General features: G+C 37.4%; 15 protein-coding genes and 1 pseudogene. 10 read left to right on the top strand and 6 right to left on the bottom strand.

Features of this window, described 5'->3' with window-relative positions; all coding sequences use genetic code 11:
• Positions 1 to 21 precede the first annotated feature (21 nt).
• The 5 genes from purH to cysQ all read right to left on the bottom strand — a co-directional run bounded on the left by purH (position 22) and on the right by cysQ (position 5,599).
• Positions 22 to 1,554, bottom strand: coding sequence for a bifunctional phosphoribosylaminoimidazolecarboxamide formyltransferase/IMP cyclohydrolase (purH, locus tag LB449_RS12520; RefSeq protein ID WP_224455466.1), 1,533 nt, complete (start codon positions 1,552 to 1,554; stop codon positions 22 to 24).
• A gap of 435 nt (positions 1,555 to 1,989) precedes the next feature.
• On the bottom strand, positions 1,990 to 3,246 hold the full coding sequence (locus tag LB449_RS12515; RefSeq protein ID WP_224455465.1) for a sulfate adenylyltransferase subunit 1: 1,257 nt from the start codon (positions 3,244 to 3,246) through the stop codon (positions 1,990 to 1,992).
• Between the two features lie 52 nt (positions 3,247 to 3,298).
• The gene (cysD, locus tag LB449_RS12510; RefSeq protein ID WP_224455463.1) at positions 3,299 to 4,204 is read right to left on the bottom strand and encodes a sulfate adenylyltransferase subunit CysD; all 906 of its coding nucleotides are present in this window, start codon (positions 4,202 to 4,204) and stop codon (positions 3,299 to 3,301) included.
• Positions 4,205 to 4,208: 4 nt separating this feature from the next.
• Positions 4,209 to 4,802: an adenylyl-sulfate kinase gene (gene cysC / locus LB449_RS12505; protein WP_224455461.1), complete on the bottom strand. Its 594-nt coding sequence runs from the start codon at positions 4,800 to 4,802 to the stop codon at positions 4,209 to 4,211.
• Positions 4,799 to 5,599: a 3'(2'),5'-bisphosphate nucleotidase CysQ gene (cysQ, locus tag LB449_RS12500; protein WP_224455460.1), complete on the bottom strand. Its 801-nt coding sequence runs from the start codon at positions 5,597 to 5,599 to the stop codon at positions 4,799 to 4,801. Before cysQ ends, cysC begins: the two co-directional genes overlap by 4 nt.
• A 255-nt stretch (positions 5,600 to 5,854) precedes the next feature.
• Here cysQ and LB449_RS12495 point away from each other — a divergent pair, with 255 nt between their 5' ends.
• From LB449_RS12495 to LB449_RS12450, 10 genes are all read left to right on the top strand, one after another.
• Complete coding sequence (locus tag LB449_RS12495; RefSeq protein ID WP_224455458.1) at positions 5,855 to 6,586, top strand: DUF547 domain-containing protein; 732 nt, start codon at positions 5,855 to 5,857, stop codon at positions 6,584 to 6,586.
• Positions 6,587 to 6,591: 5 nt separating this feature from the next.
• Positions 6,592 to 7,257, top strand: coding sequence for a TIGR04283 family arsenosugar biosynthesis glycosyltransferase (locus tag LB449_RS12490; protein WP_224455456.1), 666 nt, complete (start codon positions 6,592 to 6,594; stop codon positions 7,255 to 7,257).
• Positions 7,258 to 7,376: 119 nt separating this feature from the next.
• Positions 7,377 to 8,681, top strand: coding sequence for an NAD(P)/FAD-dependent oxidoreductase (locus LB449_RS12485; protein WP_224455454.1), 1,305 nt, complete (start codon positions 7,377 to 7,379; stop codon positions 8,679 to 8,681).
• Positions 8,682 to 8,683: 2 nt separating this feature from the next.
• Positions 8,684 to 10,270, top strand: a complete 1,587-nt coding sequence (locus LB449_RS12480; protein ID WP_224455452.1) for a 4Fe-4S binding protein — start codon at positions 8,684 to 8,686, stop codon at positions 10,268 to 10,270.
• A gap of 402 nt (positions 10,271 to 10,672) precedes the next feature.
• Positions 10,673 to 12,913 carry a catalase/peroxidase HPI gene (gene katG / locus LB449_RS12475; RefSeq protein ID WP_394372323.1) on the top strand — a complete coding sequence of 747 codons (2,241 nt, stop codon included), beginning with the start codon at positions 10,673 to 10,675 and terminating at the stop codon, positions 12,911 to 12,913.
• Between the two features lie 2 nt (positions 12,914 to 12,915).
• Positions 12,916 to 13,065 carry a hypothetical protein gene (locus tag LB449_RS12470; protein WP_224455447.1) on the top strand — a complete coding sequence of 50 codons (150 nt, stop codon included), beginning with the start codon at positions 12,916 to 12,918 and terminating at the stop codon, positions 13,063 to 13,065.
• A gap of 480 nt (positions 13,066 to 13,545) precedes the next feature.
• The gene (locus LB449_RS12465; protein ID WP_224455446.1) at positions 13,546 to 14,049 is read left to right on the top strand and encodes a hypothetical protein; all 504 of its coding nucleotides are present in this window, start codon (positions 13,546 to 13,548) and stop codon (positions 14,047 to 14,049) included.
• Positions 14,049 to 15,113: a hypothetical protein gene (locus LB449_RS12460; RefSeq protein ID WP_224455444.1), complete on the top strand. Its 1,065-nt coding sequence runs from the start codon at positions 14,049 to 14,051 to the stop codon at positions 15,111 to 15,113. Before LB449_RS12465 ends, LB449_RS12460 begins: the two co-directional genes overlap by 1 nt.
• 11 nt (positions 15,114 to 15,124) lie before the next feature.
• Complete coding sequence (locus LB449_RS12455; RefSeq protein WP_224455443.1) at positions 15,125 to 15,736, top strand: DUF6705 family protein; 612 nt, start codon at positions 15,125 to 15,127, stop codon at positions 15,734 to 15,736.
• Positions 15,737 to 16,027: 291 nt separating this feature from the next.
• Positions 16,028 to 16,954: a hypothetical protein gene (locus tag LB449_RS12450; RefSeq protein ID WP_224455441.1), complete on the top strand. Its 927-nt coding sequence runs from the start codon at positions 16,028 to 16,030 to the stop codon at positions 16,952 to 16,954.
• Between the two features lie 102 nt (positions 16,955 to 17,056).
• Here the strand turns inward: LB449_RS12450 and LB449_RS12445 are convergent.
• A pseudogene (locus tag LB449_RS12445) lies at positions 17,057 to 17,573 on the bottom strand (transposase); the annotation flags it as partial.

Raw genomic sequence — 17,573 nt, 5'->3', positions numbered from 1 at the left:
GAAGAGGATAAAGTTAATTAATTAATGCTTAAAATGACGTGTTCCTGTCATCACCATGGAAATATTATTTTCGTTACAATAATCGACACTTAATTCATCTTTTATGGATCCTCCTGGTTGGATCACAGAAGTAATTCCAGCATTTCCAGCGATCTCTACACAATCTGGAAAAGGAAAGAAAGCATCACTAGCCATCACCGAATTTTTTAGATCAAACTGAAAACTCAAAGCTTTCTCAATCGCATGATTCAAGGCATCAACTCTGGACGTTTGACCAGTTCCACTGGCCAGCAATTGCTTGTTTTTTGCAAGTACAATCGTATTGGATTTGGTATGCTTACAAATTTTGGAAGCAAATAATAAATCTTCTATTTGAGCATCGTTAGGCGATAGTTTTGTAGCGGTTTTAAAATCTTCAACGGCATCTGTTTTACCATCTCTATCCTGAACTAAAACCCCATTCAAACAGGTTCTCACGATTTTATCAGAAAACTGAAATTCTTTCTGGACCAGAAGAATTCGGTTTTTCTTTTTGGTTAAAATCTCCAAAGCCTCATCGGTGAAGCTTGGTGCAATCACAACTTCACAGAAGAGGTTGTGAATTTCTTCAGCAGTCCCTTTATCCAGTTCTGTATTTGAAATCAATATCCCGCCAAAAGCTGAAACCGGATCTCCAGCCAAAGCATCTACGTAAGCCTGATGAATTGTATCTCTTTGTGCAAGCCCGCAAGCATTGTTGTGTTTGAGAATCGCAAAAGTTGGGGCTTCCCTGTAAAATTCTGACATCAAATTCACAGCAGCATCAACATCAAGCAGATTGTTGTAAGACAACTCTTTACCGTGAAGCTTATTGAATACTTTTTCAAAATCTCCAAAGAAAAAGCCCTGCTGATGTGGATTTTCACCGTAGCGCAATTCTTTTCCATTATCAAAACTTTGTTTGTGAATTGGAATTTCTTCAGTGGTATTGAAATAATTGAAGATCGCTGTATCATAATGTGAAGAAATTTGAAAAGCTTTCGCTGCAAAATTCTTTCTTTGCGACAGGCTTACCACTCCTTTATCTTCCTTCAAGATTTCTTCAAAAGAGGTGTAATCTTCTCTTGAAGAAATGCAAAGCACATCTTTAAAGTTTTTAGCAGCAGCCCTTATGAGTGAAATACCACCGATATCTATTTTTTCAATGATGTCTTGTTCAGTAGCACCAGAAGCTACAGTGTCTTCAAAAGGATATAAATCAACAATCACCAAGTCTATTTGAGGAATATCGTAAGTCTTCAATTCTTCCTGGTCCAAAGCATTTTCACCACGATTTAAAATACCTCCAAAAACTTTTGGGTGCAGCGTTTTTACTCGTCCTCCCAAAATCGAAGGGTAAGAGGTGATGTCCTCTACAGGAATGACATTGATGCCTAGGTCTGTTATGAATTTTTCAGTTCCACCAGTGGAGTAAATTTTTACACCTAGTTGGTTTAAAATTTCCACTATAGGCTTTAAACCTTCCTTGTGATAAACCGAGATTAAAGCAGATTTTATTCCTTTTGCTTGAGCCATTATAAAATTCTTTTTTAGATGCTGCAAAAGTAGGACTTTGTTAATGAATAACTAATTGTTGGCTCTCAATTATTTATAAAATAATACCTCCAATTTTTCGAATTGTCATGCTGTCCAAAAGCTTCGGAATATTTCATTATTATGACTTAATTAAAACCTCTAAAAACACCTTTTAAGTCATACTCAGTACTCAATAAAATCAAAACGAATCGCTCAAAAGTTTCTTCTGATTTTGCCTCTGTTAACTTTAAACTGTATAGACTATAAGCCTCATCCTTCAAGATAAACTAAATGTTGGGATCGCATGGGGAAGATAACTTAAACCCTCGATGAGTTTTAGAAATCCTCGTTCATCTGAAGCCGGGTTAAAATTTTGAATAAATAAAACCCTGTCCCAAAGCTTCGGAACAGGGTGACAAATTACTTTTTAATTACCTAAACAATCATTCCAGCTGCAACTGTTTCTTTGGTCGATTCGTCTACCAAAATCACACTTCCTGTGTTGCGATTATCTCTGTAACTGTCCAGCATCAGGCGGTGAGAGGTTTTGAGTTTTACACGCGCAATATCATTCATCTTTAAATCCTTATCGTCTTCATTTCTTTTGAAGGTGTTCACATCCATTTTGTAAACGATGTCTTTGATGACTGCTTTCTGTTCATTGGAGGTGTGCATGATGGTGTATTTGGTTCTTGGTTTTACCGGAGAGTTGTTCAACCAACACAACATCACGTCAAATTCCTGAGAGAGTTCCGGCTGATTGTTCATTTTAACAATCATATCTCCACGGCTGATGTCGATATCATCTTCTAAGGTCATCGCCACAGACATGGGTGCAAAAGCTTCTTCAACCTCCTTATCTCCAGAGTTAATCGACTTTATTTTCGAGTTAAATCCTGACGGCAGAACAGCTACTTCATCACCAACCCTGTAAATCCCGCTAGCGATTCTTCCCGCATAACCTCTGTAGTCTTCAAAACCTTTACGCTGAGGTCTCAACACGGTTTGCACAGGAAATCTGGCATCAATTTTATTGATATCACTACTGATGTGCAAGGTTTCCAGTTCATGGAGCATTGGTGAACCCTGGAACCAGGACATGTGTTCTGAGCGGTTCACAACATTATCTCCATTCAAAGCACTTATAGGAATATAACGCACATCCTTAATAAGTAATTTGGAAGAAAACTCTTCGAACTGCTCAACGATGGCGTTGAAGGTATCTTCAGAATAATCTACCAAATCCATCTTATTCACACAAACAATAATGTGAGGAATATTCAATAATGAAGCGATGAAGGTATGTCTTTTGGTTTGCTCGATCACGCCATGTCTGGCGTCAATGAGGACAACTGCGGCATTGGCAGTGGAAGCTCCTGTCACCATGTTTCTGGTGTATTGGATATGACCAGGCGTATCGGCAATGATAAATTTACGTTTTGGCGTTGTAAAATACCGGTAAGCCACATCAATGGTAATACCTTGCTCACGCTCGTCTTTAAGGCCATCGGTAAACATGGCCAAATCCACACCTTCAATGCCTTTCTGCTTGCTCGAGCTTTCCACAGCAGCGAGTTGGTCTTCAAAAATGGATTTAGAATCGTAAAGTAATCGTCCTATGAGTGTGCTTTTACCATCATCTACGCTTCCAGCGGTGGTGAATCTAAGCAGTTGATTTTTATCTATTTTCATCGTGTAAGTCAGTTTTTGTAATCAGAATTTTAAAAAGTTTTAAAGCGAAAATCTAGAAATAACCGTCTTTTTTACGGTCCTCCATAGCAGTTTCAGAACGCTTGTCGTCGCTTCGGTTACCACGTTCGGTTTCTCTCATCGTAGAAACTTCTTCAACGATTTTTTCCATCGTGTCCGCATCAGATTCAATACCACCAGTGATGGTAATATCTCCCAACGTTCTAAACCGTATTTTTTTCTTAACGATATCTTCGTTAGGCTCTAATTTCAAAAATTCTGAATTAGGAATCCAGGAACCGTTTCGTTTTACGACTTCCCTTTCGTGAGCTAGATATAAGGAAGGGATTTCTATTTTTTCTTTGGTCAGGTAATTCCACACGTCCATTTCGGTCCAGTTACTGATAGGAAAAGCTCGGAAATGCTCGCCTTCAAAATATTTTCCATTGAGCAAATTCCAAAGTTCTGGTCTTTGATTTTTAGGGTCCCACTGTCCAAATTCATCTCTATGAGAAAAGAAGCGCTCTTTGGCTCTCGCTTTTTCTTCGTCTCTACGTCCTCCGCCAATCGCACAGTCAATTTTATGCTCTTCAATCGTGTCCAGAAGGGTGGTGATTTGCAAAGCATTTCTAGTGGCATTTTTTCCCTTTTCTTCGGCGACTCTTCCTGTGTCAATTGATTTTTGAACTGACCCTACAATCAGATTAACGCCAAGTTTATCAACGATGTCATCTCTAAACTGAATGGCTTCAGGGAAATTATGACCTGTATCTACGTGCATCAAAGCGAAAGGAATTTTCGCAGGATGAAAGGCTTTTTTAGCCAGATGCGTCACCAAAATGGAATCCTTTCCTCCAGAAAATAAAATAACTGGATTTTGAAACTGTGCCCAAACTTCCCGCAATATGAAAATGGCTTCCGATTCTAGTTCTTCTAGATAGTTTAAATAATAAGTACTCATATAGCTAAATTCTGTGTGTTTTTTCTAAATATTCTATGATGTGCTGGACCGCTTCGTCCACTTTAGTTGTCTCGGTTTCGATATGAATTTCAGGATTCAATGGAGCTTCGTAAGGCGCATCAATTCCCGTAAAATTTTTGATCTCACCAGCTCTGGCTTTTTTATAAAGTCCTTTGACATCACGACGCTCGCATTCTTCAAGTGAAGTGTCTACAAAAATTTCAATCAGATCGTTTTCCCCAACTATGTGTTTAACCTGATCGCGATCAGAGATCAAAGGAGAGACGAATGCGGCAATCGTAATTATGCCTGCGTCCACAAAGAGTTTGGAAACTTCTGCAATCCGTCTTAAATTTTCAAGTCGGTCTTCTTTGGTAAATCCAAGTCCTTTGTTGATGCCACTTCGTATGTTATCGCCGTCCAACGCATAAGTAGAAACGCCTTTGTAAAACAATTCTTCTTCTGCTTTGTTGGCAATAGTCGATTTCCCAGAGCCAGAAAGTCCTGTAAACCAAAGTACGAACGACTCATGTCCGTTGACCTTATTTCGCTTGGACCTAGAAATCTCGTAGTCGTGTATGACTATATTTTCGCTCATAATTCTGTTTTCACGTGGAAGTATCCATTCAGTAAATTCTCCCTGTTGTATAGCATTTCCTTCTCAGTATCCAGGCTGATTACTTCCAAGCCTACAGCTTTACAAATCGCTTGTCCGGCAGCCGTATCCCATTCCATGGTTGGGGCATAACGCGGATAGACATCGGCATTGCCTTCTGCTACCAAACAGAACTTTAGAGAACTTCCTTTAGAAACAATTTCTACTGGTTTCTGGTGCTTTTCTTTCAAGTTGTCGATGTGATCCAGCGTCTCTTGATTCATATGAGAACGACTTCCAACCACACGGATGGGATTTGAATTATGACTTGGCTCGAGCAAAATCGCAGCTTTCAATAACGTGTCTACATCCCAGTTAGATTCTGGAACTTCAGCTTTGAAAGCTTTATTAGACTCTACATCACCCACGTAAAGTAAGCGTTGAGCCGGGACATAGATAACTCCAAACACTGATTTCTGTTGATCGATCAAAGCTATATTTACGGTGAATTCACCATTTTTCTTGACAAATTCCTTAGTGCCATCCAGTGGGTCTACAATCCAACACGAACTCCAGGTTTTCCTCTCACTATAATCTGTCTGTTTATTTTCTTCACTTATAATAGGAATAGAAGTCGTTTCCAAAAAAGACATAATCACCTTATTGGCATTTTTATCGGCTTCAGTCAGAGGCGAAGCATCATCCTTATACTCCACATCAAAATCTTCTTTGTAAATTTCCATAATCGCATCGCCGGCTTTTATGGAAGCTTCAATCGCTTTTAGTTTATTTTCATTCATAGGATCAGTCAAATCTTATTCTGTTTGATTATCAAATGTTTAGAGGCTTAATTTTGCCTTCCAATAATCAATTCATTTTAATTTTTGCCAAAAGTATATAATTTCTACCAATTTGGTAGACTAATCAAATTAGAAAGAGATATTGCTTTAGTTAAATTTTATTCTGAATTTAATACGTAATATGACACAAAGATTTGCGACTATAGATTTAATCAACTTAAAGGATCAAATTTTCGTATATATAAATAAAAACCAATGAGACCATTTAACCTTATTCTTATCACCATTCTTTTTTCAAGCTTTGGAATCCAAAATGCACAAAGCCAACAGATCCATCAGCATAGCGAATGGAATCTTTTATTACAAAACCATGTCGGTCAAAATGGGAAAGTTGATTATAAAGCTTTCAAGAAAAATGAAAGTAAATTGGATTCTTATTTAAAGTTATTAGGAAACAATCCACCTCAAGACTCTTGGTCCAAAAATGAAAAGAAAGCTTACCTCATCAATGCCTACAACGCGTTTACAGTAAAACTTATCGTAGAGAACTACCCTACAGAAAGCATTAGGGATATCGGAGGATTTTTTAGTAACCCTTTCAGCACAGAATTTGCTAAAATTGGAGATAAAGAGTATTCACTAGATGATATTGAAAAAGGAATGCTTTTGAAAATGGGAGATCCTCGTGTGCATTTTGCAGTCAATTGTGCTTCAGAGTCCTGTCCGAAACTTCTGAATGAAGCCTATGTGGCTTCCAAACTGGATAAACAATTGGATGCTTCAGCGAGTTATTTTATCAACTCTGAAGAAAATAAACTCTCCAGAACGAAAGTCGAATTGTCTAAAATTTTCAAATGGTATGCATCAGATTTTGAAAAAGATGGAAATTCAGTTATAAACTTCATCAATACGTATTCAAAAGAAACCATTAATGAAGATGCTTCTGTAAGTTATTTGTCCTATTCCTGGAAGTTGAACGAAAAGTAAGTTGAATGATTAGTGTCATCATCCCTGTTTATAATGAAGCTGAATTGATTGAAGCCAACTTGAATCAAATTCAGAAGAGAATAAGCGCGTCCAGATTGGTGAAAGAAACTTTAGTCATCGATGGTGGAAGCACGGATGCTACTTTTGAAAACGCTAAAACTGTTGAAGGAGTTGAGGTGTTTAAAAGCTCTAAAGGAAGACCACGACAAATGAATTTTGGAGCGGCAAAAGCCAATGGAGAAATCCTGTATTTTTTGCATATTGATACCTTCCCACCTCAGAATTTTGACCAATTGATAGTTGGATCTGTCAATAAAGGACATGAAGCTGGTTGTTTTAAAATGAAATTCAGGAGTCAACATCCCTGGCTGAAGTTCATCAGCTGGCTGACCAAATTTAAAGCCAGATCCTGCAGAGGAGGAGATCAGAGTTTGTTTGTAACCAAATCTCTTTTTGAAAAAATCGGCGGTTACAACGAAGATTATTTGATTTATGAAGACCACGAAATCCTAAAGCCACTTTACGAGCTCACCGATTTTGACGTGATTCAGCACTGGATTTCTACATCTGCCAGGCGTTTTAAAACAAAAGGTATTTTGAAATTGCAACTTTTATTTTGGGTGATTTACTTTAAAAAATGGAGTGGCGCCAGTCCGGACGAATTGTATTAATTTTATGCTAAAAAAATAAACAACTGAAGGTTTTGTGCTCAAAATTATTGGTTTATACCGAACTTTGGTAAGTATTCAAATGGAATATCGACTAGCTTTATAATTAAAATCCAAATGGTTTGAAACAAGAACACATTGTTATCATTGGTAACGGCATTTCGGGAGTGACTTTGGCGAGGCACATTCGGAAGTTATCCGATAAACGCATCACGTTGATTTCTTCAGAAAGTGAACATTTCTTTTCCAGAACGGCGCTGATGTATGTCTATATGGGACATATGAAGTGGAATCATTTAAAGCCTTATGAAGATAAGTTTTGGGTAAAAAATAGATTGGAGTTAAAGCAAGCGCATGTGCAGCATGTGGATACTCAGCAAAAACAATTAACTTTTGAGTCTGGCGAAGTGTTTTCTTATGACAAGCTAGTCATCGCCTGCGGTTCGAAATATAACAAGTTTGGATGGCCAGGTCAGGATGCTAAGGGAGTCATCGGACTTGTGAATAAACAAGATTTGGAAGAGCTAGAAGAATTGGCTCCAAATAATAAAGTTTGTAAACGAGCCGTCATTGTTGGAGGAGGATTAATTGGCGTGGAGCTGGCAGAAATGCTTTCCACTAGGAATATTCCTGTCACATTTTTAGTGAGAGAGAAACATTTTTGGAATAATGTTTTGCCCGCTGAAGAGGCGCAATTAATCGACCGCCACATCCGGGAACATCATATCGACTTACGACTAGAAACTAATCTTGAAGAAATCATCACCGACGAAAACGGAAAAGTGAAATCAGTGAAAATAAAAGAAACTGGCGAGGTTTTAGACTGTGATTTGGTAGGATTAACGCCTGGCGTTTCTCCAAACATAAGTTTTTTGAAATCGAGTACTATTGATTTGAACCGGGGTGTTTTGATCAATAGAAGTTTAGAAACCAGTGAAACAGATGTGTATGCCATTGGCGATTGCGCCGAGCAGCGGGAGCCGATTGGCAATCGACCGCCGATTGAAGCCGTTTGGTATACGGGTCGAATGATGGGAGAGACTTTGGCGCAGACGCTTTGCGGAAATCCTATGGAATACAAGCCTGGGCATTGGTTTAACTCGGCCAAATTTTTTGATATTGAATATCAGACTTACGGCTGGGTGTTTCCAAAACCAAAAGAAGGGCAAACCGATTTTTACTGGGAACATGAAGATGGTAAAAAGTGTATTCATATTCAGTATGAAAAAGAATCACGGATCTTTAAAGGCATCAATACTTTTGGCATTCGACTGCGCCATGAGGTTTTTGACCGATGGTTAACTGAGAAAGTTACAGTTGATGAGGTTATTAAAAACCTGAAGTCGGCTAACTTTGATCCCGAATTTTTTAAGTCTTATGAGAAAGAAATTCAAAATAAATTTCAATATACACTAAAAACAACCTAATTATGAGTGTAGATGTAAACATGTCTGTTACAGGCAATTCGCCAGAAGCTTTAAACGTCCAGCAAAAACTATCTTCTGCGCTAGGATTGTTGGGTATTTTTATAATGACCTTATCGGGTTTCAATATTCAATTTCAGCCTAAAATTGTTTGGGTGAGTTTATCGCTTATCATGGTTTTCGCAGGGATTTTTTGGTATTCCAAAGTGAGTTATGGGCATAAGACTGAAGGTATCAAAAACGATCGGATTTATTTTAAATCTCTAACCAATCGGGGATTTTGGGCCTATATTTTAGGCTTAGCTTTGACAGGGTTTTATATTGTGCTTTATTTTTATCCCAGCTGGATAGGATTGATTAGCGATGGAGAAAACACAGGGGTTATAGCTTTGTTTGATCCGTTAAGCAAAGCTATAAGTGGGAATGCAGCAAGCCAATGGTTTGTCTACGGCACCTTGTATACCCTAGCTATTGTTGGTTTTGGTGTGAAATTCCTCTGGAAATATCGTCATAATCGCTATCAACGCTTACGCACATTTTCAGTTATGTTTTTCCAATTGGGATTTGCATTTTTAATTCCAGAGCTGATGTCAAGACTCAATGGAGATAATTTTTCATTACCCTATTATAACTTTGTCAACATATGGCCTTTAAACTATTATAATTTTGAGCAATATAGAGTCGACCAGTTTATAAATTCGGGGACTGTTGGTATTGGACTCCTTATTTTTGGAGTTCTTTCTATCCTTATCATCACTCCCATTTTAACTTATAAATATGGTAAGCGCTGGTATTGTTCTTGGGTGTGTGGTTGTGGAGGATTAGCAGAAACTGCTGGAGATTCTTTCCGTCATTTGAGCGACAAATCCCAGTCTTCTTGGAAATTGGAGCGTTGGTTAGTCCATACAGTTGTTGTTTTTGTTGTTATAATGACGACTGCGGTTGTTTATTCATATCTAAATACTGATAAGTATTGGTTGTCTGGTAGTGCTTTTCTGATAAGTGTAGCTAGTTTATTGACGATTGTTTTTACTTGGACGATGGTCTATAAGCGTGAAGAATTGCAAAACGATGCTAAATATGCGGCGATTGGTTTTTTTGTCGTTATACTTTCCTTGCTGGGACTTCACTTTTCTGGACTTATAGATAAGGTCTTTTTATTTGAAGCTGAAACCTTAAGAGCAACTTATGGTTTTGCAATTGGTGCCATCTTCTCTGGAGTTGTAGGAGTGGGGTTTTATCCTATTTTTGGGAATAGAGTCTGGTGTAGATTTGGATGTCCTATGGCTGCTATTTTAGGATTTCAACAGCGCTTATTTTCAAAATTCAGAATTACGACCAATGGTGGTCAATGTATTTCTTGTGGAAACTGTACAACGTATTGTGAGATGGGAATAGATGTGAGAGCCTACGCACAAAAAGGAGAAAACATAGTTAGATCTTCTTGTGTTGGCTGCGGAATTTGTGCTTCCGTTTGTCCACGAGGAGTTTTAAAATTGGAGAATGATACACCAGCTGGTAGAATTAATTCTCAAGAAGTTTTATTAGGCAACGATGTGGATTTAATGGATTTGGTGAATCAGAATAAGTAAGCAATCAAGTAAAATTGAATCATATAAAAACCTCTTTACTTTTTTTTAGTAGAGAGGTTTTTAAGTTTTACATTTTGCTCCAAACTTAAATTCTAGAATAAATTAGACGGGAACACCTTAAACTAAGACTTAAATTTCCTTGTTATAAAAAGGAAAAACTATTCTGTTTTAATTCTACTAGAGTTTAACTCTAAGGTTTTTACAAAAAAACCTGATACAGTCCATTCTTAAACAATACTTAATTAAATCTTTAATCACATTTTATTAATTAAATTTCATTTATTAGAAATGAATCAAAATTTCTTATGATTACATTTATTATATAGATTAAACTTATACTTAATTAAAGATTATATTCAATTTCTTTACAGTCTAATTTTTAATACGCTTACAATGGAAGATATGAAAAATAATGCCGATAATAAATCAAAAGCTGGGGATGTGAATTCCTCTTCTGCAAGTTGTCCATTTCTAGATGGAGATATGAAAGGGGCTGCTGGCAGTGGAAAAGATAATAAAGACTGGTGGCCAAACTCACTTAATCTTAATATACTGAGACAAAATTCAGCCATGGCAAACCCTATGGACGAAGATTTTAACTATCAGGAAGAATTCAAAACTCTGGATTTAGCCGCAGTCAAAAAAAATTTAGAAGAATTGATGACGACCAGTCAGGACTGGTGGCCGGCAGATTACGGACATTATGGTCCGTTTTTTATACGTATGGCTTGGCATGCAGCAGGAACCTATAGAATACAAGACGGTAGAGGTGGAGCTGGTTCTGGATCGCAGCGTTTTGCACCGCTCAATTCCTGGCCAGATAATGCCAACCTCGACAAAGCCAGATTATTACTCTGGCCAATTAAGCAGAAATACGGTAGAAAATTATCCTGGGCAGATTTAATTGTTCTTACAGGTAATGTAGCCCATGAATCCATGGGACTCAAAATGCAAGGTTTTGGCGGTGGACGTGAAGACATATGGCAAACTGAAGAAGATGTATATTGGGGAGCAGAAAAAGAATGGCTAGACAATCAATCTCGTTATTCTGAAGGAGAATTGGAAAACCCACTAGCCGCTTCTCATATGGGTTTAATATATGTGAACCCAGAAGGACCTAACGGAAATCCAGATCCACTTGGGGCAGCTCACAATATTCGCGTGACTTTTGGTAGAATGGCCATGAACGATTATGAAACAGTAGCATTGACAGCTGGTGGACATACCTTTGGAAAAACCCATGGCGCAGCCAATGATGCTGAGTATTTAGAGGCAGAACCAGCTGGTGCACCCATTGAAATGCAAAGTATGGGTTGGAAAAACAATTACAAATCTGGAAAAGGAGAACATACTATAACTAGCGGACTAGAGGGCGCTTGGACCGATACACCGACCAAATGGAGTCATACTTACTTCAAAAATTTATTTGAATACGATTGGGAATTAACCAAAAGTCCAGGCGGAGCACACCAGTGGAAACCCAAAGACAATGCTGGTGCCGGGACAGTTCCAGACGCGCACAATCCAAATAAAAAACATGCGCCATTTATGTTGACGACAGATATCGCCCTGAAGGAAGATCCTGCTTACGAAAAAATATCACGTCATTTTTATGAAAACCCAGAAGAATTTGCAGATGCTTATTCCAAAGCCTGGTATAAATTAATGCACCGTGATATGGGACCCATCGAAAGATATTTGGGACCAGACGTGCCAAAAAAACAATTCAACTGGCAAGATCCAGTCCCAGCAGTAGACCATGAGTTGATTAATGATAAAGACATTGAAAATTTAAAATCCAAAATCTTGGATTCTGATGTTTCCATTTCAGAATTGGTATCGGTGGCTTGGGCTTCGGCTTCGACCTACAGAGATTCCGATAAAAGAGGTGGAGCCAACGGCGCTCATATCCGTTTGAATCCCCAACGCAACTGGGAAGCTAACAATCCAGACCAATTGATGAAAGTGCTTGGCGTTTTAGACCGTGTGCAAACCGATTTTAATTCAGCTCAGAAAAGCAATAAGAAAGTATCTCTGGCAGATTTGATTGTGCTTGGAGGTAATGCAGCGGTAGAAAAAGCGGCCGAAAAAGCTGGACACGAGTTGCACATTCCTTTTTACCCTGGTAGAACTGATGCTTTGGAAGAGCAGATTGAAGTCGATTCCTTCGATGCTTTGGAGCCCAGAGCCGATGGATTTAGAAACTATACCAAAGGGTATAAGAAGGTAACTGATGAGGAATTATTGATCGATAAAGCTAATTTATTGACCCTCACAGCACCAGAAATGACGGTATTACTTGGGGGTATGCGAGCGCTCAATACCAATTACGATCACTCCAATTACGGTGTCTTTACAGACCAGCCAGAAGTGTTGACCAATGATTATTTTATCAACTTACTGGACCTTGGGACGACTTGGAAATCCATCAATGATGAGCAAACCTTGTTTGAAGGCAGCGATCGCAAAACAGGAGAGAAAAAATGGACAGGCACGCGCGCCGATCTTATTTTCGGGTCCAACTCCGAGTTGAGAGCCCTGGCCGAAGTCTACGGAAGTTTAGACTCCAACAAGAAATTTGTCAAGGACTTTGCCAAAGCCTGGAACAAAGTGATGAACCTGGACAGATTCGATTTAGATTAATATTGATTTATAATAAAGTTGAAAAAGGTGGTTTGGCAACAAATCACCTTTTTTATGCCTTGACTTTAGGGGCTTTTACACAAAAGCTTTATTCTGATTTTGCCAGCGTTGAAATGATGTTTTACGATACATTTCTTAATGGGTTGAGTTAGCTTTTAAGACCCAGTTTGGTTTGTAGTTTTGACTGAAGGGTGAAAGATAACTTAAAGCCAGAATGAACGGATTGACGCTGGACACAAAATAAGTTTACGCTCAACCGTATTCAAATTCCCTTTAAAAGTGTATGGTTATCAACCAAAGAAAACTTGAGACCAAACAGTATTGATAAAAACTATAAAGACATACGTTTATCCCTAATAAATAAATGATAAGCGTGTTTTTTTTATAAACATATAACGAGTTGGGGTTAATTTTAACTCAAACTGAAAAGTAGTTACCTGGCCCAATGTTAAGTTTTATTCATTCTCAATTTGAAAATAAATAGAGTGAATATAAATTTGAATTACTAACTTTAAACCATAAATGGTATGGAACAAAAACGAATCGTAACTTATCTCAAACTTGGCATCTTGCTTTTTGGAATTTTGCTTTTGAATAATGCTTGCGAAAAAGACATCGCTGTTGAATAATCATTGGAAGAAAACAATAATGCATTTGTACCAACTGTAAAAACACTTTCCAAAGTTAATGTAGGACAAACTTTTAATAATCTATCTTCTCAGTTAAATATTGACCCTTACTTGCAACTAGAACAAAAAAACATACATGGCAAAACTACGAAGGACACGTTAGGTATATCTGTTTATACGGATGTCATAAAAGAAGTTACTTTAGGTAATTATAAATCTTATACCATGAGAATCACTTCTGAAAATGACCAAAGCAGTATCTTTTATAATCTTACTCTTGAGGACAAGAACGGACAACCTGATATGTTTGTTACTCAATACATACCAACCCAAAACTGGCTAAACGATCAAAATCAAGTATTCGAAGGTAATATTACAACAATGGGTATTGTGATGATATTACACATGCACCACCATCCGGTGGCGGTGGCCCAACTGAACCAGGAAGTGGCTATCCGCCAGACCCTCAAGGAAGCCCCTACTACCCAACTAATTGTGATGGTGTAGTGATAGTAACTTATGAAAGTGTAGCCTATTCCTGTGGTTGCGGTCATATGCCTGGGGATGATTGCCAAGGATGTACTAGTAGCAGTCCAATGTGGTCAGGCTACCATGAAATACCTTACTATTATTGCGATGCTACCGATTATGGTTCCGATCCAAGGGACGATACCAATAACCCTAATCCAGGGGGTGGTGGAGGTGGTTCAGGAAATGGCGATGGCACATCACCTGACGATACTCCAATAACTGTACTTATTCCACCAGGTGAAGAATGTGAAAATCCACCGCCTGGCGATTTAAATGGGGATTGTAAATTAGATGCTTATGAAGTTTGTCTTTTACAAGGCAATAGCAAAGAAGTTTGTGAGTGTGTGGCAGATAGAGGAACCGTAGAAGAGTGTCTACAAGATATAAAATGTGAACGCTTAAACAGATTAGTACAAACCGATGGTTTAGGTTCAGATATATTACCAGTTGTCAACCAATTAAGAACAAAATTAGGCGCAGGTAACAATGAGTGGTCTATGAGCTATAAAAATGTTTGGTCAGAAGAGGGCAGAAAAAACGTAACCGATGATGATGGCTTACAAGAAGGGCCTTCAGATGAAAGATCACCTTTTAATTATACCACTACTTGGATAGGCCAAATTCATTCGCACCCTGAAGGCAAATTTGCAGTGCCTTCTTGGCTAGATATAAGAGCTCTTAAATTGCTACACACCGAATCCTACGACGTTTTCAATGATGAAGTATTTATTATGGTTGTAGCACCAAACAACATCACTTATGCTTTAAGAGTAGACAATATTCAAACCCTTATTGATAAAATTGATGCCGATATGCAAAATGCTAAAGGGAATAATGATGATGAAAAAAGAAAATATATTAAGGAAGAAATGAGAGAAGATTATAGTAATAGCAGCAACTTAGAAAAAACCTTTTTAGAGCTTTTTGGTGATTACGGTATTTCCTTCTATGAAGCCACAGATGCTACCTTAAGCAATTGGAAACAATTAGAGTTAGATGAAAATGACAACGAAACCGTAACCGAAACCCCTTGTAATTAAAACTTAAAGTGATGAAAAAAATAATATCAATAATAGCAATTGGATTAATTTTTTACAATTGTAAAGCACAAAGTCCAGTATTAAATATGGAAGATGCAAATGTTACTAAAAGTAAAGCCCCTGATAATTCATATTATAAAGATGTAAATAATACTCTCAATAATTTTGAAGGTGCATGGTTATATACCAATGGGAATACCTCTTTAAAGATAATATTAGTAAAAAGTACTCAATATTTTAACGGCGATTTTTACGAGGATTTGTTGATTGGTGGCTATCAGTACATAGAAAATAGAGTAGAAAAAATAAACACGCTTTCTGATGCAAATGACCCAAGTATTGGTAGAGCTGCAAGTATTAGAGGCAACAATATCTATAATAATTGCAGATACTCACCTGTTGATGATTGTGTAGATGGAGAAAAAAACTTAGACTTATCAATAAATGATGTTCCTTTAGAAGGGCACATAGGCACTTTAAGATTATTTAAAAGAACTATTAATGGGCAAGAAGCCTTAAAAGCTAATATTTCTATGAACTATTTTCGTGATGTAAGTGGCCCAGCACCAGATCCAACATTACCTTGGCGTATGGATAATATTGTGTTAATTAAACAAAACTGATATTAAAAAACTAACCACAACCATGCATATGTTCAATAGCGGCTTAAGTTTACACCTAAAGTCGCTTTTGATTTGCTTAGTTAATTATAAATCAAAAAAACAAGTATATTTTACCGCTACTGCAACATATGCAAGTCCGTTGGGCATAATTTAAAAAACATACATTGAAATATTGGAAACCTAAGAATTAAACTGAAATACAAGAGTTTTGAAATTGAATTAGAAGGAGATAAAGATACTGTCCAATCTGAATTTAAAGACATCAAAGAAAATGGTCTAGGTAATATAGTTATGGGCGTTGACTTATCTGAAGAAAACTTATTGGCTAATTCTGAGCTACCCGAACAATCTAATAATTTAAAGCAACTTAATACCCCTGACATTGTTGATATCGATGAAGAAGAAACTAGCGTTCCTTCAATTAAAGATGTAATAATGAAGCAACTTCCATCTTCAGAAACAGAATGGATAATGGTTTATGCTTATTATGCGAGCAATCACGGAACGAATACCTTTACTTCCAAAGACATATTGATAATGTATGAAAACACTAAACGAAAAACTGCGAGCAGACACGCAAATATGTCAAAGAACATAAGGGCTATTTTTAGTAAAGGTTACTTTAGTGCATTAAATGATGATGATTTAATGTTATTTAAAAACAATCCTTCAGCCTACACCAATGCGCTATCTCTTTCTATAAGAAAAAAATCTACTAGAATTTTTGAGAATGATTTAAATTTTTCGACTAAAATAGGTGGATATTTATATTTGGACAGAGATAAAACAGACTCAATTATCAATAGTATGATAAGTTTAAAACAAACTGCAAGTTCAGTTATTCCAGTTAAAATAAATATTTCTGAAGCTAACTTGTCTTACCTAGATGACATAATCGAATTTTGTAAAAAAAATGACAGAAAAATTATTTTGATTAGAAGTCCACAACACAAAGAGTATTCTGGCTATAAAAACGAAGAAAAGTATATGGAAATAGTTAAATCACGATATGCAGATATTGAATACCTAGATTTCTCGAACTTTCCTCTTTCAAATTCAAAATATGGAGATTTAGGACATCTAAACTATAAAGGAGCCAAAATATTTTCAGAATGGTTTGCTAGTCTACTCTTAAATGAACTGTTGGAAAAAGAAAACAAACAAGATTACATTGATGGAAAAATGAAAGCACGAACGCACAACAAAGAACTGAGGTAAAAAACAACTCTTTTCTTAATTAATTTGAGACATAATTATTCTAGGCTCATAGATTCCTTTAATGGATACTTTGAACTTTTTTGTTCCTTTCTATTGTACTCTTTACTTCGGCAATACAGACACGTAAGTTTCATCATACGGCAGCCCTGATTTGGCTATCGCAAAGCATTGTTTTAGTAGCTTGTTGGCCACTGCAATCAGCGCTAGTTTCTTACTCTTGCCTTTGTTTACTATACGCTCATAGATTTCTCTACAAGCCTTGTTGTGCTTACAGGCATTAAAGGCGCACAAGAACAGTAGATTTCGCAGTTTCCTGTTTCATGCCTTCCTCTCGCAATCTGCTCGTCGGAGGCAAGACAGATCCTCGCCCTACCTCTTACGCTGCTACCAGACTCTCTTGTAGTGGGTGTTATTCCCACATAGCTGCAAAGCTGCGAGGCCTTTTCGAATTTAGAGAAGCCATCGGTAATTACAATCAGAAACAAGGCCGTTTTCTGCCCTATTCCAGGCACTGAGGTTAAGAGGGTGAGCTGCTGCTCTTGATCTTCCTTGACCAAGGACAGGATCTTTTCCTCAATCGCTTTTACTTCTTTATCCAACTGCTTCCTTTGGCGTTTTA

The sequence above is a fragment of the Psychroflexus lacisalsi genome (genome assembly GCF_020164495.1).
In the GTDB taxonomy this organism is placed as follows: Bacteria; Bacteroidota; Bacteroidia; order Flavobacteriales; family Flavobacteriaceae; genus Psychroflexus; species Psychroflexus lacisalsi.
Note: the sequence above shows the minus strand (reverse complement) of the source record. Positions and strands in the feature narration are given on the sequence as shown.

Excerpts from the sequence above, each read along its gene's own strand:
- purH (WP_224455466.1), bottom strand. The coding sequence starts at position 1,554 with ATGGCTCAAGCAAAAGGAATAAAATCTGCTTTAATCTCGGTTTATCAC.
- LB449_RS12515 (WP_224455465.1), bottom strand. The coding sequence starts at position 3,246 with ATGAAAATAGATAAAAATCAACTGCTTAGATTCACCACCGCTGGAAGC.
- cysD (WP_224455463.1), bottom strand. The coding sequence starts at position 4,204 with ATGAGTACTTATTATTTAAACTATCTAGAAGAACTAGAATCGGAAGCC.
- cysC (WP_224455461.1), bottom strand. The coding sequence starts at position 4,802 with ATGAGCGAAAATATAGTCATACACGACTACGAGATTTCTAGGTCCAAG.
- cysQ (WP_224455460.1), bottom strand. The coding sequence starts at position 5,599 with ATGAATGAAAATAAACTAAAAGCGATTGAAGCTTCCATAAAAGCCGGC.
- LB449_RS12495 (WP_224455458.1), top strand. The coding sequence starts at position 5,855 with ATGAGACCATTTAACCTTATTCTTATCACCATTCTTTTTTCAAGCTTT.
- LB449_RS12490 (WP_224455456.1), top strand. The coding sequence starts at position 6,592 with ATGATTAGTGTCATCATCCCTGTTTATAATGAAGCTGAATTGATTGAA.
- LB449_RS12480 (WP_224455452.1), top strand. The coding sequence starts at position 8,684 with ATGAGTGTAGATGTAAACATGTCTGTTACAGGCAATTCGCCAGAAGCT.
- katG (WP_394372323.1), top strand. The coding sequence starts at position 10,673 with ATGAAAAATAATGCCGATAATAAATCAAAAGCTGGGGATGTGAATTCC.
- LB449_RS12455 (WP_224455443.1), top strand. The coding sequence starts at position 15,125 with ATGAAAAAAATAATATCAATAATAGCAATTGGATTAATTTTTTACAAT.
- LB449_RS12450 (WP_224455441.1), top strand. The coding sequence starts at position 16,028 with ATGGGCGTTGACTTATCTGAAGAAAACTTATTGGCTAATTCTGAGCTA.